Source organism: Acinetobacter sp. X9 (assembly GCF_054889255.1).
The window spans coordinates 1788948-1813745 of the sequence record NZ_CM142679.1 but is presented as its reverse complement, the minus strand read 5'-3'; the positions used below and the strand labels follow the sequence as shown (position 1 = coordinate 1813745).

Annotated in this window: 24 protein-coding genes and 1 pseudogene; 12 read left to right on the top strand and 13 right to left on the bottom strand. The window is 35.8% G+C overall.

The genetic code is table 11. The annotated features are described in order from the left end of the window. Positions 1-86 precede the first annotated feature (86 nt). From ACYU0V_RS08630 to adeT1, 4 genes and pseudogenes are all read left to right on the top strand, one after another. A complete protein-coding gene (locus ACYU0V_RS08630; RefSeq protein WP_252059475.1) occupies positions 87-1367 on the top strand; it encodes an OmpP1/FadL family transporter in 1281 nt (426 codons plus the stop codon). Positions 1368-2300: 933 nt separating this feature from the next. Beyond that, positions 2301-3677 carry an MATE family efflux transporter gene (locus ACYU0V_RS08625; protein WP_252059474.1) on the top strand — a complete coding sequence of 459 codons (1377 nt, stop codon included), beginning with the start codon at positions 2301-2303 and terminating at the stop codon, positions 3675-3677. Positions 3678-3762: 85 nt separating this feature from the next. After that, positions 3763-4413 carry a TetR/AcrR family transcriptional regulator gene (locus ACYU0V_RS08620; RefSeq protein WP_252059473.1) on the top strand — a complete coding sequence of 217 codons (651 nt, stop codon included), beginning with the start codon at positions 3763-3765 and terminating at the stop codon, positions 4411-4413. 843 nt (positions 4414-5256) lie between these two features. Further along, positions 5257-6132, top strand: a pseudogene (gene adeT1, locus ACYU0V_RS08615) (putative multidrug efflux protein AdeT1); the annotation flags it as partial. 87 nt (positions 6133-6219) lie between these two features. Here the strand turns inward: adeT1 and ACYU0V_RS08610 are convergent. Continuing rightward, positions 6220-7119: a LysR family transcriptional regulator gene (locus ACYU0V_RS08610; RefSeq protein ID WP_033850090.1), complete on the bottom strand. Its 900-nt coding sequence runs from the start codon at positions 7117-7119 to the stop codon at positions 6220-6222. Between the two features lie 110 nt (positions 7120-7229). On the opposite strand from ACYU0V_RS08610, the gene ACYU0V_RS08605 reads away from it, so the two are divergent. Further along, complete coding sequence (locus ACYU0V_RS08605) at positions 7230-8153, top strand: alpha/beta hydrolase (RefSeq protein WP_199984363.1); 924 nt, start codon at positions 7230-7232, stop codon at positions 8151-8153. Positions 8154-8305: 152 nt separating this feature from the next. Continuing rightward, positions 8306-9193, top strand: a complete 888-nt coding sequence (locus tag ACYU0V_RS08600) for an alpha/beta hydrolase family protein (RefSeq protein WP_461849804.1) — start codon at positions 8306-8308, stop codon at positions 9191-9193. Positions 9194-9242: 49 nt separating this feature from the next. On the opposite strand, the gene ACYU0V_RS08595 is transcribed toward ACYU0V_RS08600, so the two are convergent. After that, a complete protein-coding gene (locus ACYU0V_RS08595) occupies positions 9243-9770 on the bottom strand; it encodes a hypothetical protein (protein ID WP_461849802.1) in 528 nt (175 codons plus the stop codon). Positions 9771-9941: 171 nt separating this feature from the next. Between ACYU0V_RS08595 and ACYU0V_RS08590 the strand changes: the two genes are divergently transcribed. Beyond that, positions 9942-10484, top strand: coding sequence for an RNA 2'-phosphotransferase (locus tag ACYU0V_RS08590; protein ID WP_461849800.1), 543 nt, complete (start codon positions 9942-9944; stop codon positions 10482-10484). Between the two features lie 24 nt (positions 10485-10508). Here ACYU0V_RS08590 and ACYU0V_RS08585 read toward each other — a convergent pair whose 3' ends face one another. Then, positions 10509-11096 (bottom strand): hypothetical protein, encoded by a 588-nt coding sequence (locus ACYU0V_RS08585; protein ID WP_461849799.1) that lies wholly within the window; start codon positions 11094-11096, stop codon positions 10509-10511. Positions 11097-11301: 205 nt separating this feature from the next. On the opposite strand from ACYU0V_RS08585, the gene ACYU0V_RS08580 reads away from it, so the two are divergent. Next, positions 11302-12141 carry a PAAR domain-containing protein gene (locus ACYU0V_RS08580; protein ID WP_416714452.1) on the top strand — a complete coding sequence of 280 codons (840 nt, stop codon included), beginning with the start codon at positions 11302-11304 and terminating at the stop codon, positions 12139-12141. After that, a complete protein-coding gene (locus ACYU0V_RS08575; RefSeq protein WP_461849796.1) occupies positions 12138-12839 on the top strand; it encodes a hypothetical protein in 702 nt (233 codons plus the stop codon). The genes ACYU0V_RS08580 and ACYU0V_RS08575 overlap by 4 nt, the downstream gene beginning before the upstream one ends. Positions 12840-13116: 277 nt before the next feature. Here ACYU0V_RS08575 and ACYU0V_RS08570 read toward each other — a convergent pair whose 3' ends face one another. Next, positions 13117-13605: a hypothetical protein gene (locus tag ACYU0V_RS08570; protein ID WP_461849795.1), complete on the bottom strand. Its 489-nt coding sequence runs from the start codon at positions 13603-13605 to the stop codon at positions 13117-13119. 10 nt (positions 13606-13615) lie between these two features. Continuing rightward, positions 13616-14059: an Sbal_3080 family lipoprotein gene (locus ACYU0V_RS08565; protein ID WP_013197844.1), complete on the bottom strand. Its 444-nt coding sequence runs from the start codon at positions 14057-14059 to the stop codon at positions 13616-13618. 126 nt (positions 14060-14185) lie between these two features. On the opposite strand from ACYU0V_RS08565, the gene ACYU0V_RS08560 reads away from it, so the two are divergent. Next, positions 14186-14491, top strand: coding sequence for a hypothetical protein (locus tag ACYU0V_RS08560; RefSeq protein ID WP_461849794.1), 306 nt, complete (start codon positions 14186-14188; stop codon positions 14489-14491). A gap of 46 nt (positions 14492-14537) precedes the next feature. After that, a complete protein-coding gene (locus ACYU0V_RS08555) occupies positions 14538-15359 on the top strand; it encodes a hypothetical protein (protein WP_461849792.1) in 822 nt (273 codons plus the stop codon). Between the two features lie 201 nt (positions 15360-15560). Here ACYU0V_RS08555 and ACYU0V_RS08550 read toward each other — a convergent pair whose 3' ends face one another. Beyond that, positions 15561-16091, bottom strand: a complete 531-nt coding sequence (locus ACYU0V_RS08550; RefSeq protein WP_416714447.1) for a hypothetical protein — start codon at positions 16089-16091, stop codon at positions 15561-15563. A gap of 95 nt (positions 16092-16186) precedes the next feature. Continuing rightward, positions 16187-16741 (bottom strand): TetR/AcrR family transcriptional regulator, encoded by a 555-nt coding sequence (locus tag ACYU0V_RS08545; RefSeq protein ID WP_461849790.1) that lies wholly within the window; start codon positions 16739-16741, stop codon positions 16187-16189. 791 nt (positions 16742-17532) lie between these two features. On the opposite strand from ACYU0V_RS08545, the gene ACYU0V_RS08540 reads away from it, so the two are divergent. Beyond that, positions 17533-17973: an HD domain-containing protein gene (locus ACYU0V_RS08540; protein ID WP_461849789.1), complete on the top strand. Its 441-nt coding sequence runs from the start codon at positions 17533-17535 to the stop codon at positions 17971-17973. A gap of 34 nt (positions 17974-18007) precedes the next feature. Here ACYU0V_RS08540 and ACYU0V_RS08535 read toward each other — a convergent pair whose 3' ends face one another. From ACYU0V_RS08535 to ACYU0V_RS08510, 6 genes are all read right to left on the bottom strand, one after another. Further along, a complete protein-coding gene (locus tag ACYU0V_RS08535) occupies positions 18008-18652 on the bottom strand; it encodes a hypothetical protein (RefSeq protein WP_461849787.1) in 645 nt (214 codons plus the stop codon). Between the two features lie 11 nt (positions 18653-18663). Further along, a complete protein-coding gene (gene surE / locus ACYU0V_RS08530) occupies positions 18664-19635 on the bottom strand; it encodes a 5'/3'-nucleotidase SurE (protein WP_014206812.1) in 972 nt (323 codons plus the stop codon). A gap of 232 nt (positions 19636-19867) precedes the next feature. Beyond that, entirely contained in the window at positions 19868-21031 is a 1164-nt protein-coding gene (locus ACYU0V_RS08525; protein ID WP_461849786.1) for a hypothetical protein, read from the bottom strand. Beyond that, positions 21024-22352 carry a TolC family protein gene (locus ACYU0V_RS08520; RefSeq protein WP_461849784.1) on the bottom strand — a complete coding sequence of 443 codons (1329 nt, stop codon included), beginning with the start codon at positions 22350-22352 and terminating at the stop codon, positions 21024-21026. The genes ACYU0V_RS08525 and ACYU0V_RS08520 overlap by 8 nt, the downstream gene beginning before the upstream one ends. Further along, the gene (locus ACYU0V_RS08515) at positions 22349-23935 is read right to left on the bottom strand and encodes a GH3 family acyl-acid amido synthetase (protein WP_461849782.1); all 1587 of its coding nucleotides are present in this window, start codon (positions 23933-23935) and stop codon (positions 22349-22351) included. The genes ACYU0V_RS08520 and ACYU0V_RS08515 overlap by 4 nt, the downstream gene beginning before the upstream one ends. Then, on the bottom strand, positions 23932-24720 hold the full coding sequence (locus tag ACYU0V_RS08510) for a hypothetical protein (RefSeq protein WP_171071499.1): 789 nt from the start codon (positions 24718-24720) through the stop codon (positions 23932-23934). Before ACYU0V_RS08510 ends, ACYU0V_RS08515 begins: the two co-directional genes overlap by 4 nt. Between the last annotated feature and the right edge of the window lie 78 nt (positions 24721-24798).

Below are 24798 nucleotides of genomic sequence, written 5' to 3'. Positions count from 1 at the left end.
AATAATGCCTTCGACTACCTGAACTCTCCAAGAAATATGAACACAAAACGTCTAACACACATTTTCACTTCAAGGAAAGATATAAAATGAAATTGAAAACATTAACTACAGCAATTATTTTAGTAATTTTACCTATGACAGAGGTATCTGCTGCATCTCTAGATCGTTCAGGTCAGTCTATCTCGGCATTCTTACAACCCGGTAATTACTTTGAAGCAGGTATTTCGATATTAGATCCACACGTTTCAGGTAAAGTGCGCAGTGAATATTCACCAAATGCAACGCCACCAAGCGTGATTGGTTTACAAAATACAAATATTAGCGATATGGGGGATGATTATTACTTCCCTAGCGCTGCGCTAAAACTACAATTAACAGACTATTTCTCTTTTGGTCTAATTTACGATCGACCATTTGGCGCCGATGTTACTTATTCGCTCTCTGACCCTGCATCAGCTGCTGCAGGTGGCTTAGGTCTATTTCATAATGGGAAAGAGTCACTGGAAGTTGAAGTAAAAACTCAAAGTATTTCATTGCTGCTTGGCTACCAACCTAATGAAAATTTTAATTTTTATGCAGGTCCCGTTTACCAAACAATTGAAGGTGATGCTCAATTTCGTGGCTTAGCATTTGGTGGTAATAACAGCTTTGGTGGATATAATCTCAACATTAAAGAAACTGGCGGTGTGGGCTGGTTGGCTGGTATTGCATATCAAATTCCAGAAATTGCATTAAAAGCATCTGTTACTTATCGCTCTGAAATTGATCATGAAATGACAATTAATGAGAGCTCTATTGCAACATTAGGGCAAAATATCGGTACTTTTATTAATATGAATAATGGCTTGGAGCAAACAAAAATTACTACGCCTCAATCTGTTAATCTAGATTTTCAAACAGGTATCATGTCGAATACAGTTGCATTTGCAAATGTGCGCTGGGTGAACTGGAAGGATTTCACAATCCGCCCTTATGCATTCGGTATAGCTTCAGAAGTCGCAGGACCCTCAGTTGGTAAACCAAATGGATTTGATCTAACTGCATATAGTGATGACCAATGGTCAGCAAATATTGGTATAGGCCGTAAATTAAGTGATCAATGGGCAGGAAACATTTCTATAGGTTGGGATTCTGGAGCAGGTAACCCTGTGACTGCATTAGGACCGACAGAAGGTTATTGGAATCTTGGCTTAGGTATGCAATTCAGTCCAACGCCACAGACATTCATTTCAGGTGGGGTGAAATATTTTTGGTTAGGCGATGCTAAATTACAAACTAGTGCGCAATTTGATACGCCAAATTATGTAGCGGAGTTTAAAGATAATTATGCTATCGCATATGGATTAAAAATGGGCTACAAGTTCTAATAATTGATAGTGAAAAAATATTTAAATGGCCTAAATCTTAAAATTAGCTGGCTTGATTTAACGGCTTTTAAGACTGACTGAGTTCTGTAACGTACAGGTCTCAGTCTATTAAATTTATTCAACGAAAATAATGGAATTAGATATATTGTAGTATATGGATTATGAGCTAAAACATATTAGTACTGCAGTCTTGTATTTTTTGAATAAGTAACCAAAACTAAAAAAAGTCACAACTCTATTAAGATGATAAATTTATTCATATAAGATCAGAAAACAGTCTTAGTACAGTGGGGTTTATTATTAATCCTCTGTTATAAAATAGCTACAAATAAGGTTTGATCACCAAGCAAATCGATTTGCCTGCTCCAGAAATTCAATTCTTTTTTAAATTATAAAGCCATATCATTTCGTGCAATACTTTTCTTGCTCCCACCCTACAAAAACTATTTAAAAAAACAATACCATATAGATTTAATTTCAGATTTAATAAATATCTTTTTAAAAAATCTGTAGTTTTTTCATACCCATATCGGCTAAGTACTTTATAGCAGCCTTCAGGATTTGATCTCTCATCTCTTGACCTTTTCCCCCTTACGTTAAAAAAGATAACTTTCTATTCAAAAATCATATTTTTATTTAATCCATTTTTGAAAATTACGGTTTAAATCGATCTATTACCATTGACAAATAGTGACTATATTCTAATATAGTCACAACAAGCATTTGGTAAATATGTTATCTAAAACTCTCACTGTCTTAACGGTATTTGCCAAATCTTTTAAATTTTCAGATAGAAAAAACTTCAAACACAAATTGATTCAGCCTTTGCTGTTTTGGCAGTTTATAAATCTCTGAGAGGCGTTTGGCAGGCTCAAAATTCAAGACAGTCTTATTTGTAGCCATGAACGAGAATTTATTAAGCGAGAGTCTGTTATGCAAGCACGATCTGTACGCCAATCATTAAATAAACAAGATTTAAATCATGCAATCTTAACTGGGCCAATTACCCCCACAATGTTAAAACTTGCTTTACCAACTATAACTGTTCTTTTCATACAGACATTGATTGGATTATTAGAAACATATTTCGTAAGTTCACTTGGAACTAGTGTAATGGCAGGTGTAGCCGTTGTGTTTCCAATTCTTATGCTTATGCAAATGCTGGCGAATGGTGGATTTGGTGGTGGTTTAGCTTCAGCAATTGCACGAGCTTCTGGAGCAGGTCGTTTAGATGATGTCCAAACGCTTGTCTGGCACGGTGTCATTCTTGCTGGTATTTTTGGAGGATTTTTTTCTATTGTAATGCTCACTTTTGGTCCGATCTTATATCATTTAATGGGAGTTACTGATTTAGCCTTAGATGCAGCATTAAAATATTCCAATATTATCTTCCTAGGTTCACCTCTCATATGGGCTGTAGCGTTACTATCAGCATCATTACGTGGTGCAGGTGATACAAAAACTCCAGCTCGTATTACATTGATAGGTGGTGTACTACTTCTACCAATGTCACCTCTTTTAATTTTTGGCTGGGGATTTATTCCTTCATTTGGTGTCACTGGCGCTGGATTGGCTGTGATAAGTTATTATATTTTCGCTCTTATATATTTGATTAAGCACATGCGTGCGGCAAATAGCATTATCAACTTATCTAGAAAACCTATCCATCCACAATTTTTTAAAGAGATTCTCGGGGTTGGTTCACTATCCGCAATTGGGGTAATTCAAGTTAATTTAACAGTGATTATTATCACAACTTTAGTAGGTCAATTTGGATCTAATGCAATTGCAGGATACGGTATTGCTTCCCGTTTGGACTATATACAAATTCCACTAATGTTTGGTATTGGTTCAGCCATTATGACGATGGTAGGGATTAACTATGGCGCTGGACAATTCCAAAGAGCCCAATATATAACATGGGTTGGAGCTTTTATTAGTTTCCTAATCACTGGTTCAATAGGTCTTTTCTTTAGCATTTTTCCCTCCCTATGGCTCAAACTTTTTAGTAATGATCAAATAGTTATACAAACTGGAATAACATACTTACAGCATGTAGCACCGTTTTATGGAGCTATAGGAATTGGTATGGCAATTTATTTTGCTGGTCAAGGCACAAAGCAATTATTAGGCCCCCTTATAGCAGGCACAATTAGAATGATCATTGCCGTATTTATTGGAAGTATTGCTGTATTACATTTTAACGTTGGCCTATCAACATTCTTTCAGATTCTAGCGCTAAGTGCTTTGGCATTTGGTTTAGTATCTTGTCTAGTAAACCTTATAAAAAATAAACATGGCTCTATTTAATAGAACTTTTAAAAGCCAACATAAATCTTCTGAATCCTGTTTTCGACACTTCGAAGTATTCAATTTATGAATTAGGAAACTATTAATGACTATAATCGTTATGACAAAAAACAAACAGGGTCAACGTGGTCGACCTATCAATCAGACAATTAACAAAACGATAGTTAATGAGGCGTATAAACTCTTTGTTAAATTGGGTTTTCACGGAACGACTATGGAAAAGGTCGCTCAGTGTGCAAAGGTATCCAAAATAACTATTTATCGACACTTCGAGAATAAAGAAGCACTTTTCAAGGCTGTCATTGCAGATCGTTGCCAAAGGTTTACTAAGCAGGTTCTTTTTAAAAATGCCAACGGTTCGGCTGAAGAACAGCTTATGTCAGCAGGATCATCTATACTTCGTACACTATTAAGCTCCGACATTCGTAGCCTTGAGGCCATAATCATAGCCGACCAGACCAACCATAAGCCGTTAATTAAGCTTTATTACGAAACCGTAACCAACCATATCATCACTCAAATAGAAGCCCTGTTACATCAGTTAGACACAAATGTAATTCTGAATGTACCTAACACTTTTCAATCTGCTCGACTATTTTCCGCATTTTTTACTGGTTCTAATCTCCTAACTATTTCAGGCTTTGATGAGACTAATGCAAAGGACGATAACGAAATCCAATCCTACTGCCAATCAGCTGTAAATATGTTTATTGCCGCTCATGGTGGCAGTGACTAAATAGTTTAAATTGAAAATTTAGTTCGATGGATTAACTAATATTTCAATTGAATAGTCCATCTTTAAGATTTAGTAATTCAAACTTTTATGAGACGTTCTAAGCTTTATGATAATTGAAATAGAAATATAGTTAGTTACTTTTGTCAGGTTCATGAAGCTATAAAATTTTAATATTCAATTCCATACGATTAAGCTTTTGAAAATTTTTAAATTTTTAATTCAGAATTATATGAAGTAGATTTCAGGTGAACATAAATGCAGTAGAAGATTTGGAAACCTACCATATATAAGGCTTCGCTTCTCTATGTTGTTGCTTCACTACTAATTCTTTACTGTGCTGTGATGAATACTTAGCTTGGTTAACTGTATGTGTTGTTCTAGCAAATTACTAAACGCCTAAGCTGGTTCTATTGGATGCTTATGTATTAAACCCTATTTCTAATTTTAGCCAGATTAATTCTCTAGGCAGCCTTCTACAAAGTGTAATTACATTTTTAATTTGCCCTAGCGAGCTGAGCGATTCACTATATTCTAAATTGACGATCTGTATTCTGGTTACTAGCTATCGTAAAAATTTCTTTTGCTAGATCGCCTTTTGGTTCCTAAAGTTGTTAATTTGCTTAGGCTAAATTTCAATACATAGAATATTTTGTATCATATTGAAATTTATATAAATATTTTTAAAACCTTCTTTACATGCTTTAAAAAACTGATATAGTACGTGTATGTAGCTGTTCTTTAAATTTAGCTCACTGGTAGATCTCAAATTATCTAAACAATAGCTAAATCACAAAAAAATAAAATCCAACTCAAAGCTATCTTTTGACTTTTTCTCTTTAAATTTTAGCCAAAGACTATGCACTTGAAGCCAAAAATTGGGGAGCTGATCTATCTTTAAAAGCCTATGTTGATGAACGCGTTGCGGCTGAAGATTTAAAAGTTGGAAAATGTGATGGCGCTATTATTAGCGGTTTACGTGGCCGTCAGTTTAATAAATACACAGGATCTTTAGATGCGGTTGGCGCATTAACAAATATGAAAACGGCAATTAATGCCTATAAGCTGTTATCCTCACCAATAGCCGCAAAAAATATGGTTGTAGGTCCTTACGAAATTGCAGGTTTAGGGACTATTGGCCCTGCATATTTATTTGTAAATGATAGAAGTATCAATACACTCGCTAAAGCTGCCGGAAAAAAAATTGGGGTATTTAAATACGATGAGGCGCAACCAAAGCTTGTCCAACATGTTGGAGGTCAGGCTGTATCTGTAGACGTTACCAATGCTGGTGCAAAGTTTAATAACCATGAAATTGATATTGTGCCCGCTCCTATTGTGGCATTTAAACCTTTTGAACTACACAAAGGTTTAGGTGAGAAAGGAGCAATTGTTCGTTTTCCTTTAACTCAAATTTCAGCAAACTTCATTATTCGTAAAGACCAGTTCCCAGCAGGTTTTGGGCAAAAGTCTCGAACTTGGGTAGCCAGCCAACTAAACAGAACGTTTGGCGTTATTGCTAAATATGAAAGTGATATTCCTTCAAAATACTGGATGGATATTCCTAAAAATGAACAATTAAACTATATGAAAATGATGCGTGAAGCACGTATACAGCTAACCAAGGCAGGTATTTACGACCCTAAAATGATGAATTTTTTGAAAAAGGTAAGATGTAAAGAAAATCCAAGTAATTTTGAATGTGCATTAAATGATGAATAAATTAAGTAAACTTCTTCTTTCATCATTAACTTAAACCAATTTTCTTACACGGATGTTCTGAAATACCCATGTTTATTTAATGAGCAGCTATTTTTTATTAAAATTTTCTTTTAACGCATCAATTAAGATATTTAATAAAGGTGCTTGCTCACGTCTATGCGGATAATACAGATGATAAGGTTCATAGCTATGTCGCCAGTCCTTTAGCGTTTCTTCCAGTTCACCACTTTCAATATAAGGCTGAACCATATCAATAGGTAAATAAGCGATTCCTACACCGCTCCTTACTGCTTGAAGCACTGGAGATAAGGTTGTAAAAACGATTTTAGCATTAACAGTAATTATTTGTGTTTTACCTTGTTTAGTAAATTGCCAACGATAGAGTTCACCATGTGTTGGTAATCTTAAATTAATACAGTGGTATTCCACTAAATCTTTTGGATGCTTTGGGTGACCATAACGAGCTAAAAACTCTTTGGTTGCAACAGTAAGCATTTGTATTGGCTCACTCACCTGTAAAGCGATCATATCTTTAGAAACCAAACCACCTCTTCTAAGTCCTGCATCAAAACGCCCTTCTACAATATCAACAAGACCATAATCAGATATGATCTCTACTGAAATTTTTGGAAATTGTTGTATGACTTTTTCAACTGCTGGCCATAAAACACTTTGTATTCCATATTCATCTGCGCTAATACGTAATGTTCCTGCTGGATCATTTTTTAAAGCACTAATTTGATTTATGCCATTTTCTATTTCTTCTATTGCAGGTTGAAGCAAATTTAATAGATATTCACCTGCTTCTGTCGGTGCCACACTTCGTGTTGTTCTTGATAATAGTTTTATGCCAATTCGGTCTTCTAAATTACGGAGTGTTTGACTAATGGCTGACTGTGAAGTCCTGAGTTTTGCGGCTGCGCGGGTAAAGCTCCGTTCTTGAGCAACGACCATAAAAGTGTGTAAATCATTTAAATTTTCTTTCATTATTTATAAGTATTCAATATAAGTGCTATCTGATTATAGTGGATTATCATAATAAATCTCCACGGTTATATTTATTTCATCGACCTAGTTCTTCTTTCGGAGAGAAGATGATGAAAACTGTAACTTTCAAAAATAAAAACATCGATGTTTCTGCAATTATTCGTTTTCCAAAAGATTTCGATGAAAACAAAGCATATGCAGCCATTGTATGTGCGCATCCAATTAGTAGCTGTAAAGAACAAACTGCCGGCGCAATCTATGCTGAAAAACTCACTGAAGCTGGGTTTATTACTTTAGCATTTGATGCATCGTATCAAGGTGCTAGTGGTGGTGAACCTCGTTTTCTTGAAGACCCTGCAACACGTGTAGAAGATTTTCGCTGTGCAGCGGACTATTTAACAACGCTTTCTTATGTTGATGAAAACCGTATTGGTGTATTAGGTGTGTGTGGTGGCGGTGGTTATGCTGTTAATGCTGCTATGACTGAACGCCGTTTTAAAGCAGTCGCAACTGTGGTTGCAGCAAACTATGGTCGTTTAATGCGTGAAGGCGACCAAACACCTGAAGCTGCGATTAAAACTTTAGAAGCAATTGCTGCGCAGCGAACTGCCGAAGCGCGTGGTGCTGAACCGTTTATTACCCAGTACATTCCAAACTCACAACAAGAGCGTGAGCAAGCTGGCATTCATGATATTGATATTAAAGAAGCTGTAGATTACTACAAAACCCCGCGCGGTCAGACAGAAGGTTCACCAAATAAACTTCGCTTTTCAGGTTTAGCGGCTGCTGTTGGGTTTGATGCCTTTCATTTGGCAGATCACTTACTCACTCAACCCTTACAAATTGTGATTGGTGGAATTCCGGGAGGCTTCGGTTCATATCGTGACGGTTATGAGCTATATAGCAAAGCGGCTTCTAAAGATAAAAACCTCTTTGTGGTTAAAGATGCAAGCCATTATGACTTATATGATCAACCTGAACCTGTTGCTCAAGCCTTAGAAAAAATTATTCCATTCTTTCAAAAGTATCTTTAAAAAAGATGTTGGAAAGTTTCTCAATCGGGGAACTTTCCAAACCTTGTCTTGAGTACTCAATTTAGCAAAAACAATTAATAAACTTATATATTGATTTTAAATTTCAACAGATAGAAAATCACTCGCAATCATAAATAACTACAAGAGTTCTCATGCTTCCTAAGAAGAAAAAGAATATAGTCCTTTCCTACATTCTTCCTTTGATTTTAGTTATTGGCTTCTATGCCTTTTTTCGTGTATCTATTCTTCCTTATATTTATACCAAGCAAGCACTGCATCAACTTTTAACAGCAAATAATCAAACAACTGAAATTTATTGGAAAGAGCCAGACCTCTTAGCCGATAAAAAGTATCCAGCAATTATCTTCTTACATGGTATTCAGAAAGATAAACAAGGTGCTAAAGCCTTTGTACGCTCAGGCTTGTTAAATGAATATGCTAAAAAGAACTTTTTTAGTTTTGCTGTATCTATGAGTGGATATGGTGAGTCATCTGGAAAATCAGATTTTTGTGGTAAAGCCTCACAAAATAATCTTGTACAAGCCATTAATTTTGCTCGATCACAGCCTAACGTTGACCCAAACAAAGTTGCAGTCGTTGGAATTAGTTGTGGTGCTTCCATATCGAATGTTGTAGCTAACTCTGGAAAGATAAACGCTTTGATTCTGGTATCGGGCTTTTATGATTTTAAAGGTATGTATGCCGAGTGGAGTTCTAACGCTAGAACACTACCTTTAAATGTAATGAAAGAAATAAATGAAACAATTGCTGCTGAAAAAAATATAGAAACTGCATCCACTGCTAGATCATCACTACCAATTTCGTCTGAATATCCGCCTACTCTTATATTAGTTGACACCAAAGACCCAATTGTTGACCCGAAGCAAAGTATTCAGCTACATCAATTACTTAATAGTAAAGGTATTCCAAACTCCTTAGAACTTATACAAGATGCCAAACATCCTGTGCCTGCTAATGTGTGGAAAACTAAAAGTGATTCATTTTTGGAAAAGACTTTGAATATGAAAATTAAGCAATAAATGAGATACATTTTTTAATCTACTCATCTAATGCATCTTAAACATTTAATTAATGAGAATTTGTATATATCATAATCCCTTCAATAATTTGGTCCGAATATTCTTCTGAATAAGCAGTCCTATAATTTGTTGATATTTCTGCAGGAATAATTTCACCAAACATATCATTATCTTGTTTATATTCTAAATAGTGCGCATCACATGAAAAGTAGAAATTAAAATCATCTGCAACTAAATCTAAGCGATCACCTATCCCTAAAAGACCTAATAGTTTTCCCTTATATCCTTCACCAAGAAAAATTCGTATTAATTTCTTTGAATTTCCATCAAATGTTAACGTAACACTACTTTCCCATGAACAATAAATTTCGTTAATCCACTCCTGCCACGGCAATAATTCATATCTATGAAGAACTAACCAAATATTTTTCTCTTGAGCAGATTCGTATTCCTCCATTCCCACATCTCGAAATAGTGCCAAATTTCGGAACTCATCAAAATCCATTCCTAAAGAAATTCCTGCTGCTTCTTTTGACGGAAATATATCTTTACTCAAATCGGGCACTAAGTGATTCATTCTTTTCTCAATTTATAATGAGCTTATATTTTATATCTACATTATTATCTATTAAAACAAGTTTGATTTAAGAAATAATATTTCTTTAAAATTTCTACTGATCTTTATACAGCTATCCTTAAACCAATAAATTCACTAAAATATAATTAACTCTAATACTTATCTAAAACAATGAACGAAAAAGCAATTAGCCAATATTTAAGCTTTATCCTTAGACACAAACCAGAAGAAATTGGTCTGACATTAGATCTCGAAGGTTGGGCAAATATTGAAGAGTTAATTTCAAAATCACAACCTGTCAAGAATGTAGCTTTAGATGAAGAGATCATTAAAACCATCGTAAGCAATAGCGATAAAAAACGCTTCCAAATTTCTGATGATGGAAAACTTATTCGTGCTGTACAGGGTCATTCAACTACAAGTGTAGATATCACTCTTAACAAACTTAAACCGCCAACTTATCTTTATCATGGTACGGCTCAAAGGTTTATAGATTCCATAAAAGAGCAAGGTTTAATTCCGAAAGATCGTCAATATGTCCATCTAACTGAAAATAGAGATACGGCTCTAACCGTTGGTGCTCGCTATGGTAAGCCTGAAATTCTTGTTATTGATGCCTTAAAAATGCACGATAGTGGATTCGAATTTTTCCAAGCTGAAAATGGTGTTTGGTTGAGTAAACATGTACCAATAGAATTTATTGCTTTTCAATAATAAGAAAACTCACTTATTTACTATTCAATCTTTTGCCAAGTGCATATGCGGGGCAAAAATAAAGTGTCTAGGTTCTTGGTATTGCATAATTAATGAACGCAATTCGGTAATGAATGCCTCTGCTTCTTCTTTGTTAAGATTAATACCAAATGAACAACCATCTTCATATCCAATTAAGTGAATAGTACCTTGATGGAACTCTGGCAAAAAAGGTGGATACGCTCCACCACTCCAAGGTCTGTAAACAATCTCTATAATCTTCTGAGTATTAATATCCGTTGTTAACAAATTTTTTCCAAGGCAGTCTTTGGAAATGCGAAGATTATTTTTGGAAATAAAAAATGTTTCCTCGGCATTCTTAGCCCATCGTTTATTTTTTCTATATTCATAGTGCTTGTAAAAAAGAAATAATAAAAATAATAGTAGTACAATAAATGTTTGAATCCCTTCTTTTTCTATATATGCTTCAAAAGCAATACATACAAAGAAAATGTCATATATAGTTACTATTACACGGTCCCAAATTATTAAATTTTCTAAATTCTCACCATTCATTTTTAAATGAATCGTAGTTCCCACATCTGAAGTATGTGTTTCAAATTGATTTGGCATCCAATACTCAATTTTCTATGTTTATTGTCTAAAAAACCGCTGTACCTATTGAATCTTACTTATTAGCACGGCTTAAACTTTCGTTATTGCTGTGTATTATAAAATCACCAAGCAGAATTTTATAGTGGTTTAAGAAAACTATACAGCACTGTCTACCCCTCTTTGCTATCATTCCGTCACTTCACTAAAATAAGAAGGAATAGTTTTGGCGACACCATATATAACTATAGGCTGTCCTACTACTGGCGGTGGTCAAGTAATCTCAGGGAATAGTATGTTCCTTATTGACGGTATTGCAGTTGCATGTGTTGGTGATAAAGCTACATGCCCAACTCATAAAGTCGTTGCAACTATTGTATCTGGCGATCCGTGCATGCAAATCTTTGGGAAAGCTGCTGCCCGAGTAAATGATTCACTCTCTTGTGGTTGCAAATTACTGCCTCAACAAAACTTAGTTGTTCAGGATAACGGTGGTGGCGCTGCATCATCGGCTGCAAAATCTTCATCAGCTCCAATTTCACAGAAACAACCAGCCACAGACAGCTTTGTTAAAGATGAATATGAGAACTACTACATCGAGCAAAACACAACGAAATATGTAAAATTTACAAATGGTATTTTCCCGTACGATGAAGATAAGAAAAATATTTTTGGGGCAATTAGTCAGGCTGTTTCAGGTGTATGCACCTTCATAGTTACTTATATTCTAAAAGGGCAAGAACTTTTCGTGACAGTTTCTATGCTTCCTCCAACATTAAGCGGTGATGCTACAATTTTTCCATACGCAACACTTGATCTTGTGCATAACAATCAGAGTTTAGGAAAAACACGTTTGGAAAAGGGAAAAGGCGTTTGGTCAACAGAAAACTCTAAGGAGCCTGTAGGTCAGTGTAAGATAACTCTACCTAAACCTGATTTATCAACTATTGAAGCAACTTTAACTATGGGTTACACCGCAAAATTTGATGGCGGTACTGTTCGACCAAACCCACCTCACACTCGCTTCTCTTTTACTTTAAATTCAGCATCAAGACGTAAATCATGAATAGAAAATTAATCAGTACTATTGTTCTCATTTCTGTATTTGGAGTTACTGCTTGTAGCAAGGCATCAAATGAACAAACAAAGGTAGATACTCCTGCGAAAAGCAGTTCTCAAAACGTAAAAACTGAACTATCAGCAAGTGATAAAGCAATTTTAGATAGATATGAAACAATCACAAATGAAGTTGTGACTTCTGGTGAAGATGAAAAGATAAAACAAACTTTAGCACCTTTAATACCTGAAATTAAGAAAGTTACTGCCAAAAAACAAAGAGAAATGGCATTGATGAATATTTATATGCTGTCTGGTATGTATAAAGAGGCTTATGAGTTAAATGAGCAACAAGTCAAAGAGAGTCCCTTGTCTCAACGAATAATGTTTAGATGTACATTGCTTGAAAAATTAAATGAGGCCAAAGTAAAAATTCAACAGTGTCACGAAGCTTCTGCCCAACTCATACAAACCGAATTGAGTAAATCGACTAGCAAAAATGATTCCCAGTACAGAGACGCCGAATTTGTATATTTAACTGAAATGTATAAAGCTGGTCACGCTGACTATAAAGCTAAAATACAGAAATTTATTGAGGAAACTAAGGATGTCGCATCAAAAGATAGATATAAATCTTTATATGATGCAGATGTTGAATCATTTTATGGTACTGATTCGCCAAATTATGTACCAGAATCATTAAAGTAAAACTTGAATGAAAAGCCCGAATATTCAGGGCTTTTTTAAATTTTTACTAAATAGAGACATTTACTTTTCACCTCCCCCCATCCCACTAAAGATTGCCTACAAAACCATCTCATCAACTTCATCCGAGTTTATGAGCCATGTTCTATATTTCACAGTAGTTGTATATGCAGCAGATATTCTAAAATATTGGAATAAAAGTAATATTGTTTTATTCGAATGATAAAAAAGCACCATTGAGTGCTTTTTTATATCTAAATCAATTGAGTAGGTTTATTACTTATATTTTATTTAGCTCGTTTTCAATTCGAGCCGAATAATAGATATTCATATCACTACCCATCAAAGAAACGGTGATTTGAGTTCTATCTTTGGTCATCCATAATTTTTCTTGCCCGATGCTCATATTATTAGTAGATATTTCTTCACCATATTTCATGCGAAATGTCTCAACCATTTTTTTATAAACAAGTGCCTGATTTTCTGAATCCTTTGCTTTTAAAGTAACTTGTATCAATTTTGCATCTTTAAAATAGAAAAATGCATCAAATTTGAAATTATTAATATCATAGTCTGACAACTCTAATAATCTTAGTGCCCCATCCCCTAATGTTGTTCCATCAGTGGGCTGAACACTCTGAGCTTTAGGAAAGTTTTTCTTGACTTGAGCAACAGTCATTCCTTTCTCAGCTTTTTGCCAAATAATTTGACAAAAGGTAGAAGTTGAGAACATCACGCTTAGAATTAAGGTAAAAACAATCTTTTTCATCTTAAGTAACTTACTTCGATGGTACTTTATTTAACAACTGATCAACCAACTCATTAATCTTCGTTTCAGTACTACGCCATTTATTTGGGGCTAACCCGCCATTTCCACGTAATCTAAAAGAAGCTTCAGAAACTTGTCTACCGCTTTGCAAAAGATTGAACTGAGCGGCAACCATATATGGAGCCATATCCCAAGAGCGAGTAGCTGTATAGTTCAAAGTCGTCTGACAAAGACTTAAGTTATCAGTATCCTTATAGGTTTTCGCAACAATATTATAGCGTTTAAAACTTCGCTCGATGATTTGATTAAAATCCTTAATGACAACTTTCGGATTATCAACAATACAAACTTGTTGAATAGACTCTGGATTAAATCCAGTAGCATTATTAATTTGAATTGATGTACACCCGCCTATAGCCAATCCGATTAAACTAGCAATTAATATGTTCTTCATGAGTTTTCAACGATTTTTATAAAGTTCACATAATCTAACAAATTGGTTACTTATTGTCACACAGAAAAATAGGTAGTAATCTTAAGAAATATTTACTTTAAAACTTATTTATTGGATCAAATTTTTATGTTTACTACTTCTTTTAATAAAAAAAACTTGATTACAGTTTATAGTTTTCTAATTGTAGGATGTGCTGCAAATTCAGGTATTGTTCCTATGGGCAATAATACTTATATGGTGTCACGTCAAGCTGCTACTGGTTTTAGTGGGATGGGAACACTTAAAGCAGATGCAATGAAAGAAGCATATCAAGAATGCAAAAAAACAAATAAATCTGTTAGTGTCTTAGAAACCATTGATACAAAACCACCTTATATTTTTGGTAACTTTCCTAAAACAGAAATCAGATTCAAATGTATAAATGAAGAATAATTTGAAAATAGTTAATAATTCCAGTTTTAAGAAAGGTTGGTAAGTTATGAAAATTAAAAAAGATATATTCTTAGCGATTTTATTATGGGCTATTGTCGCTTATGCGATCACTTTATTAACTTACTGTACTATGACAAATATTTATAAAGCGAGCCCTGAATCTATTTCTGCATTTGGGACTTTTTTGAGCGCTGTTGGGGCTTTCTTTGCTGCATTTGTTGCAGCCTATTTATTTACAGATTGGAAAGATCAGGCTAAATATGATTCAAATAAACAAAGTTGCAATATGATATTAGAACATATAAGTGCTCTTAGATATAATCTATCCAGAAAAATTGACACTATAAACTCTATCAAAAGTATTGGAGATTTTGTTGTTTTAAAAGATGAATTAAAGGTATATAAATTTGAAGATGATGAAAAATTACATGAATTTTTTTTTAAAAATAGACATCATGCAATTTCTCTAAAATTTAATAACAAAGAAATAGATGAAACTCCATTTAAACTATACTCTGATATTTCCAAGCACTTTATTCACATATCCATTCCATATTCAATAATTATGTTTGATTATAATAAATATCAACAGATTATTTTAGATAGTATTGATTTAAAAAAACTTGATTACAACTACAATAGAATTAACAGATCATATACTTACTTTGGTTTAAAAGAAGATTTTTATTTGAAAAGTAAAATTTTAAATTCTTTAAATTCTGAAACTGGCTTTTATGAGTATGACAATGAAAACAATATAACTAAAGATGTTGTATATGAAAGCATTTTAACTATGATTAATGATACTTTAAACAAAATTGATTCTATGGAAAGTGAACTAATAAGAATAATTAACTTCAAGAATTAAATTTTATTTTTGAAATCATAATGAGACTCGTTTAACGACCCAACAATAAAAAATTGTTCTTGGCTTGAGTTAATCAAAGTAGTACTGGCTTTATCCTATGAAAAAAGGTTGCTAGTTGATAGAACTGTCAACCAAAATTTATTTCTGGAATGAAAACGTGTTAAAATAGTTTTTATAAAAATCTTTAAATAAGAAAGTATTTTAAGGTGTTTTCTTTAACCAAAAGTAATTTTTGAAATCTATATGTATTTTTTTTATTTTAGAAAAGAGCATAATTAGTAGGGGCTCTTTATCCAAACTATTTGTTTTATAATCTAAATGTAGAATTATATAAATTAAAATATAATAAATAATAAAAAATAAACCTAAATCAATATAAGATATTCCTTCTGAAAATTTTACTATATCTGTACCTTTCAAAGCACTCGATGCACTAAGTGAAAAGAAGTTGACTAATGGTAGAGCAATTATTATTAAGACCTTTTCCCCACTGGAAAATTTTCTACTCACTAAAAAACTTCCCAATGAAATTGCACACAATTTAAATGCTATCGTTGCAAATAAAAACTTTAAAAGGATAGTTAAATCATTAATATAATGCATGTATCCAGTATAATTTTTATTATAAAATATTACAGAGAATATTTTAGGCAAAAGATACATTGTTAAAAATGAACTTAAGGCAAAAATAGGAGGGTTTTTAATTTTTATTAATCTAAAAGCTTTAATCATAACTAATCTCCGAAACTAATTTTTGCTTACATTCAATTCAGTAGTAATATCTTCAGCAAAGATTTTCTTTTTTGCAAGCAGAAATTATTTGCACCTCACCCAAATCCCAATAAAAAATACTCAAGCAATCTCTTCCGTTCATCTGGTTTGTTCGGATCTAAAAGCTGAACCATTGCCCCATCAATCACAAACAAAAACATGTGAGCATCTTGTTTTGAAGCATTTTCATTGCTTTTTAAAAGCAAATTATAGATTTCATTAATCAGCCAATTTCGATAATCAACTACGGTCTGATAAGCCTTGGGATGTGTTTTAGCAATTTCAAAAATCGCTTTAAACGGCAAATGGTAAAGTCCATCTAAGTCGGCGTGTAAGTAATAAATTTTGCGGAGTTTTTCAATTAACGTTAATTCTTTTTGAACATTGATAATCGATAGGACTTCATGTTTAAGGCCGTCTTTTTGAAAGCTTAGACTCATTTCAATGAGGCGTTCTTTAGAGTGAAAGTAGTTATAAAAAGTCGCTTTGGTAACTTCACACTCTTTCACGAGCCTGTCGATGCCGACCAGATGAAACCCATTGTAGTGAAATAACTCAATTGACTTATTTACGACCTGTACTGCACGTGTTGGGAGAACTATTTTTGGCATATTTTTACCGTTATAAAATTATTGTTGTATATAAATGAGATATAAAAGCCGCTGCCTTTTGGGAGAAAAAAGGCATAGCAAAGCCGTAAAGACTGTGCACAGCACATCTCAAGTTTGAATTGTCTAAGTTTTAAGTAATAACGAGCTAAAGCCTGAAAAGCCTTACGGCGATCAAGCTGCTTTAATGGTTTTAAGCTGTGTTGTTATAGCTTTTGGCAATGGCTGCCAAGAAATGATGTATGTACAAAGCCAACTCCTTATATATGGAGTTCTGCCAAGACATTAGAATTATGGTGGCAGAACGAAAGGGGTTCGCAGACTGGCTTCAAGACCCAGCACACCCGAAGGTGTCCCCCTCCGTTCCGCCATAGAGGGGGCACGAGGGTATACACACTAAAAGAATAATCTTTTAATGCTCTTGAAGAACGGTCTGCGACAACCGACTGGCAATGTAGGCCAGCCCGCAAATGGTAATCTTCAATATTTGAAGTGTCAATGTAAAATTGGCTAGAAATTATTTAAATAATTATTGTTTTTCATTTAATTACATAATTAAGGAAATTCTTAAGTAATATTTTTAATCTACCCTTATATCATTAAGTTAAAGTTTAAAATTTCAAAAACTTAAAGTCTTAATTGTCCTAACTCAACTAAAAATGAATAAATAAAAAGAGACACTACTGTTATTAAGAGGAGTTTTTATGAGTCGCTATTCAGTATAAACTTGTGATTTAAGCGACCCATCTCACAAATTAGGCCGTGTCATATACTTAAAGTAATAAGAGCAAAAAATGACTCAAAATCAAGTTGAACTCGCAGAGAAATTATCAAAAGAATCACATCAAGGTCAAAAGTATGGTCCTCATGATTACTTTGATTACCATATTAAAGGTGTGGTCAATTCATTAATTGAGCACCAATTTTCAGAAGTTTATATTATTACAGCCCTTCTCCACGATAGCGTTGAAGACACACCCCTTACCCTAGACAAAATCGAAAGTTTATTCGGAAAAGAAGTCCGTGATGCGGTTGATGCATTAACTAAACGGGAAACTGAAACACGCGAAGAATATTTAATTCGTTGTGGTTTGAATCCGATCGCTCGAGTCGTGAAACTTCATGACGCAGCCTTTAATGCGCATAACTCGCATAAGGACAATAATCACTCACGTGTAGATTATTACCTTCAAACCATGTTAGCTGTTTCAACGGCGCAAGATAGGTTGGGGTAAAAGACAACGAAATGAATCCGTTGCCTTTTTATTTTTAAGATTGTGCAAATGCCCAAATGTCTTTTGATGCAACCGTGTCAGATACAAATCTAAAACTCATAGGTTCTAAGTCTTCATCTACCACAACATAGCCTTTCGAGTTATTTTTTAGCGCATCACACTTGTTATCGGTCAGTTGATAGTTTGCAGTGTCCGCTAATGCACTTTCAGTAATAACACCTGTAAACACACAATTTGGGTCTTTTGAGACAATTTTTCCTTGTGCATTCACCTCGGCATTGACCGTTGTTCCATCTGGGAAAGATAAATCATAGCTACCGACCAATTGATTCAGCGTAATTTTCTGATCATCAATTCTTTCATAATGTGCTAATTCAACAGTCATTGATTGATTAGACTGATTGCTCTGCCAAGCTTTGTTTTTTGCGTCATAGCTCATCACAACCTTGGCGCGGTTTTCGTCATCATCTAAAACCAATAATTTAGAACCATCTGCACCAGAATAGTATTTGCCCGCCATAGGTAACTCTTGATCAGTTTCAGTACTAATAATATAAGTACCGACATCTAAGCTCGGAGCTAAGGCAGGTTTTTCAGTCGAGACTTGGTCATCATGATCATTGTCATTACAAGCCACCAAGCCAAGCCCAAGAAGTAAAACCAACAAACAACGTTTCATGGTCTTTCTCCTTACTTATTAAATAGGCTTTTTAAACGGATTTTAAGCCATTCTTGACCTGCTGGTCGTTGGTCGTAAGCAACTTGCATGGCAGTTACAGCAATTTTGCTTTGCATTACAGCACTTTCATCCGACATTTGCGCGGCTGTCGGAGCCGAAGGAGCAGCATCAATTCCTAAGCCAAATTGGTTGTTGCCTTTATTGTCTTTAGTCACTTGGAACTTCAATTTATATAAGTCATATGTCCCAATTTTTGAAAATGCAAACGGCGTGCTGGTTGTTAAATTTTTAGGGAAATTAACATTAAGCGTAATGCCTTTTGGCAACAATTGCCCCTTACCTGCCTTAGCTTGTAATTCTTTTAATAACACTACGGTTTGTTTTGCCACAATCGCAGAGTTAGGGTTGTTTAAAGTTTTGTCATCTACCGTGTTTGTATCGGCGCTTAATGCAATAGACGGAATGCCGCGTCCTGCCGAAAACTGTACATTGCCAATAGTGCCAGAGTGCACAACGACTTTGCCGACATTTTGGCCTTCATTCGGGCCAGATAAAACTAGGTCTGGCGCTTTACCCCAGCGTTTTGGCGCAACTACATCAAGTCCATAAACTGTTGCCATCACTGGTGTGCCATGCGTGTAGTTCCAATCACCATTGGTATAACCCGCTTTGGTAAAGGTTCCAGCCGCAGGTGCGCCAATGGGTGCAGCGCCGTTGTGACAACCATTTTCAGCCGCAATTTGCTTATCGTTATCCGCAGTAATCGTTGTTGAGCTGTACATCACAATTGCGCCACCGCGACCACTTTGTGGTGAACACGGTACAGACACAAGCACGTTATGACCATTTGCTTTTAATTCATCATAGAGTGCTTTGACATTGCTGGTTAGACCGTCATCGTTAACCAATAAAATATTTAGTGCAAAAGCTGGAGTTGTACACAAAGACAGAATAAGACCGCCCAATAAACTTTTTTTCATCACTTAACTACCATGTTCTTAAATTTCGATTTGTATAGTAGTTGCGCTATATGTACGTTTAGTGACTACGCATCAATAAAAATTAAAATACTTTTCTATTAAAAATTAAATAATTATATTATAAATTATCGCTATATTTTCTTTTATAAACTGATCTTCAACTTCATCACTCGTATTCAAAATGACAAAACCCACTTCCGTGGGCTTCATTCAAAGTATCACTTCAAGCTTTAAATTAAATACGCCCAACTTCTAAATATGGAATTAAGTTTTTATCAAAATTTGGTCTTGGGTCGCCTTCATAACTAATAAAACCATGCATTCCTGTTAAGCGTTCGCCTTTATAAAACTGGTTTAACTGATAGCGCGGGTCTTTATGGGAAAGCGTAAAACTCACCACACCAACGCCCTGCTGTTTTGACTTGTTATAGGCGTCTTCAAGCATTTTATGATGCAAAGCCAAATCTTCTGGATGGCACATAAGCGTATGTAACACATGGTACTGAATAGAGTCACCGAGTTTAGGCAAACGCATGCCCTTAGTAATTGGAGTCAGCAAGTTATAAACGGGTCTAAAAATTCCAATGACTGTGCTGTAATTTAAAATTTTGGTTTGCTTAATACTATGCTGATCCCATAAGCCAAACATGCCCACCAGCTTTTCACCCTTAAAATAAAGTGAAAAGTCCGAGAGTTTTATCCCTGAAAAATACCGATGACCTTGGGCCAGTTCTTCAAAGTTATAGGCAGGAATAAAGTTATAAAACTCGGCCATGTCGGCAATAAACTGGTTCATAGCTTCCACGTGCTGAGCTTCTGCAACACAGCTACGAATCTCTTGAAGATCACTCTGTTTATCAACCTGATTTAAAAAAGCTGTGATTTTTCTTTTTGCACCCGTGTCGGTCAGACTTAATGTCTCGATAAGCCCTTCATCATAATAATCGGGCATTCCCGTTTTGCCTGTTTGAATGGCAGCGCGTGCCGCATGGTTATCATCAAAAATAATCATTTGGCTATAGTTCGGTTCATGCATGGTTTGTTTTACATGCTTTGCCAAAACCTTCACCAGTGATTTACCCCGATAGTTATGATCTACCCGTAAATCCCCCGCATAACGTAAGTTTTGAATGTTCCGATCGACATAACACGGGCGGTAACCATTGCTATAACAAGCGACATTCTTTTGGCTTTCAGTGTCTTCAATCACAACATGTAGTTTATGCCGATAGACAATGTCAGACGCTTTAAAATAACTCGGTTCACGCTGAAAGCTGATTTGTATGCCTTTGGTGGTCATGGGTACGGCGATTAACTCTCGTAAAGCCTGATCATCTGCCAAAGTTGCTTCACGGGTAATGAGCGTATTGTCAGCAAGTGGTGGATTTGTTTTATTCATTATTCACCTGTTGTGCGGTCTGTGTGGGAACCAAATTGTTTAAACGGCCCATTTGGTCGAGTAGCTGATAGACAAACACCACTTCGTCTTGGTCATTTACTGTTTTTTGGGTTTGGACATCGAGTAGCTTTTGCTCGGTATTGAGCAAATCAAATGTCGTTTTGGTGCCAACATCAAACTCTTTACGTGTGTAGACAAAGGCAATAGACGCTGCCTCTATGGCATTTGCCAGTGCTTCTTTATTTTGTCGAATGGTTTGAAGCTGCGCGTAGGTCGTGCGTGTACGCTTATTCAAATCCAGTTCAAGACTTCGTATTTTCTGATGAGCCAAATCGATATCAGCCTGTGCTTTTTTGACGTTGGCGCGATTTAAACCATCGTCATAGAGCGGTACATTAAGCTGCACCCCAACCATATAGTTATTACTTTCGGAACCAATATAGCTTGCCTCATCTTGTTTTCCGGCACGACTGGTGAGCATGACCGTTGGCCAGAGTTCGCGTTTGGTTAGAGTATATTGTTTCTCGGCGGCCTGCTTTTCGTATTTACTGCGCATTAGAGCTGGATGGTTTTTGGTTTGCGCCAAAATTTCATCTAAGCTCGCGGGAATAGCGGGTAGCTGTTTAATCGCAACAAGGTTATCAGGTGTTGTACCCGTTACTTGATAAAACTGGGCTTCGCTTACAGTTAAGTTAGATTGGGCCTGTGTAATATCGGCTTGGCCTTGAGCAACTTGCGCCAAAACCTGAGCTAAGTCTGCACGGGTAATCATACCCACATCAAAACGGCGCTTTGATTCATATAAAGACCGTTGCAGATTTGCCATGGTCTTTTGTCTGAGTTCTAAAATGGCTTTCTTTTTTAATACGTCGGTATAAACCATTACGGTATTTAAAATGGTTTCCGACCGTTGATCTGATAAACCTTGGTTTTGTGCAGAAAGCTGACTTTCGGCAACATCAATTCCTAAACGGTGTCGTCCAGACGTATAAATCGGATAATCTGCCTGCAATTGCAAACTTCGGCCTTTACGGTTTCCTTCGGTTGGAAACAAGACGTGTGAAGGCGTATCTATTCTTTCATAGTCCAGTTGGCCGACTAAATTGACTTTAAGTCCATCACGCTGTTTAGCTTGCTCAAGCATAGCGGTGGACTGATTCACACTTAAACGACTCACTTCAAGCTGACTTTCATGCCTTAAACTTGCAGACAAAGCCTCATCTAAAGTCATGGCATGCGTATGCGACACCCACAACACGCCTAGGTACAAGGCGTGTCGAAGTGTTAAAAACCGAGTATTAAATGGCTTCATCCCTTTCATAGTTGTTCCAAACTATTCAGGGTGACTTTTTTAAGTGGCTCAGGTTTGATATTGCCTTCGATAATGCCATCAAACATGACCAGTTTTTTATAGGCATTCCAACCATTATTGGCCTGACGAATTTGAGGTTGGTCGAGCTGCCCCAAGTTTCGTGCAAGTTCATAGTGGAAGTTTTGACGCAAAATGCTGTCGATATATTCATTGTTAATGCTGTGATGAATGTCACCTTCAAAAAGTACGCAATAAAATGGTTTAACCTGTTGCTGGGTATCAATCGCCAGTAAAGAAATCGCTTTTGACTCGGTTTCATTTAACTGCGACAGTAATTGTTGAGCTGTTTCAGGTGCTAACTTTTCACCGACCAGATCCACCCCAAAACGGCGGCCTTGGAATTCAAAACATGGAATTTGCTCTAAAAAGCCAGTCACTCTTAAGCAATCATCCAAACAGTAACGCAGCAAGCCATTGCCAGAGGTAATCAGCGGGCTGACCACATCACCTTGTTTAAGTTGCCACGACGGAATAATTTGTCCTTGTTTATCGCCTTCTAAATATTCAAATTCATAGAAGTGACTTTGATACGCCAGTGGGTATTGGTCGTTATAGGGAATAGTCACTACACCTTCCGTCGCCCATAGGCCTTTCCCTTCAAACTGAACACTGGGCAATTTCTCTTTTAATTTTTCGGCCCAAGCTTTTGAACCTGCGGTGTCCCAACTCGACACCAGACTTAACTTTGTCCAGAGTTTTTTAAAGTCGATCTGTGTACCGTTTGAAGCATTACTTAAAGCTTGAGCACTTTCAGGGCTACGCGGTGCAGTGACCTCTTTTAATGAAGCCTGACGGTTACCCCATGAACCACTTTGTAAAACCTCAATCACGTCTTGTTGCAGTAACTCCAAACGTTCAAGTAATTGCAGCGCAAAAGTTGGACTCCATACCGAAATCATGGCTAAGTTACGGTTTGCGACCAAATAACAAATGGTGGCAAACAGTGCATCGTCAGCATTGGCGGCAAAGGCAACATTACTTGGAACCGCTTGGGTAAACTTAGACAATATACGTTTACCTACACCGAGTAGTGCACTGTCATCATTTAGGTTTTTGTCTTTTAAAACTTCACGCTGGCTTTCAGGCAACCATGACACCGACCAATAATGTGTACCCGAGCTAAGCTGTGGGCATTTACGGTATAAACTCGCCATCCACGGCGCAATTGCATGGTCAAGTTCATCTAAAAATAACTTGGTGTATGGAATAAACTTGATTTGCTCACTCGAACCACTAGTCGGCTGGAAACGAACCAGTTTACTGCTAGAGAGTGAAAGTTTTTGTTCACGGTAACGTTGAATGTCTTCTCGCCATGCGCCATAACGTGTCGCAGGAAATACTTTTACAAACTGCTCATAGTTTTGAACTTTTTTATCTTTCGCAAATGTAGAGGTCTGTAAAATCGAATGCAAGATTTGGCGTTGTGTCGCTTCTAAAGCGTTAAACTGTTTTTGAAAATTACGGTCAGATGCATCACACCATTTTTTTAAAATCAGATGCGAACCCAAAGTTAGCCATTCATTAGTTTTCATTGGATGGCCTCTCTACGTTTTGTTTTATGGGTTACGCATGCTTCAAACTTTCCTTTACTGGTCGGTTTAGTCATCAGTTTCACAGGGAATCGGGCTATGTCTTTCCAACCAAGACGGCCAATACACGGCAGTTCAGTACCTGCTTTCCATGTCGGATTTTTTTGTTCAAAGAAATGAATATTTGGGTTCTTTTCTCTCATTTCGGCAGTAATCGGTGCGACTTCGCCTTTTAATGGTTGATAGTCATCACCAAAATTTAAAAGACCCGCTTCGCGGTCGTAGTATTCACCAAAGAATTTTTCACAGTAGTGCTCAACAACTTCGGAAAGATGTTGGTTTTCGTCTTTAATGTTTGGGTAATAGACATAGTAGTTATTGGCGAGCAGTAAGTAGGTTTTATAACCTTTAGAAATGAGGAGCCAATAGAGTTCGTTAAATGGATATTTGATTCGAAGCTTAATCATCAGTTTTAGCATGGTACTTTGCAGACTACGCGTACCCCAAAACTTCTTCAAAATAACCGTATCTCCGCTAAATAACACGGTATAGTCTTTACCGTTTAAATAGAAATGCTGCACCACCACAGTCGAGAAACCAACAATCTCATTTGTTTCCGAATCAAAAATTAAGATCGCACCGCTTTTATTTTGGAAATCATCTACGAAAATAGAAAATCTCGTATTTTCATAATACTGTTCGTAAATGGAATACATCACTTTTAATCGCTCAGTATCGATTTGCTCTTTTTCAAAATATTGACCATAAGTCGTGTTTTTCAGGTTCAATTTTGAAATTAGTTTATACGTTGTATTAATCATAATCCTTTAACCTTCCACCTCTAATTTGTGAGTTCCCCGATCTCA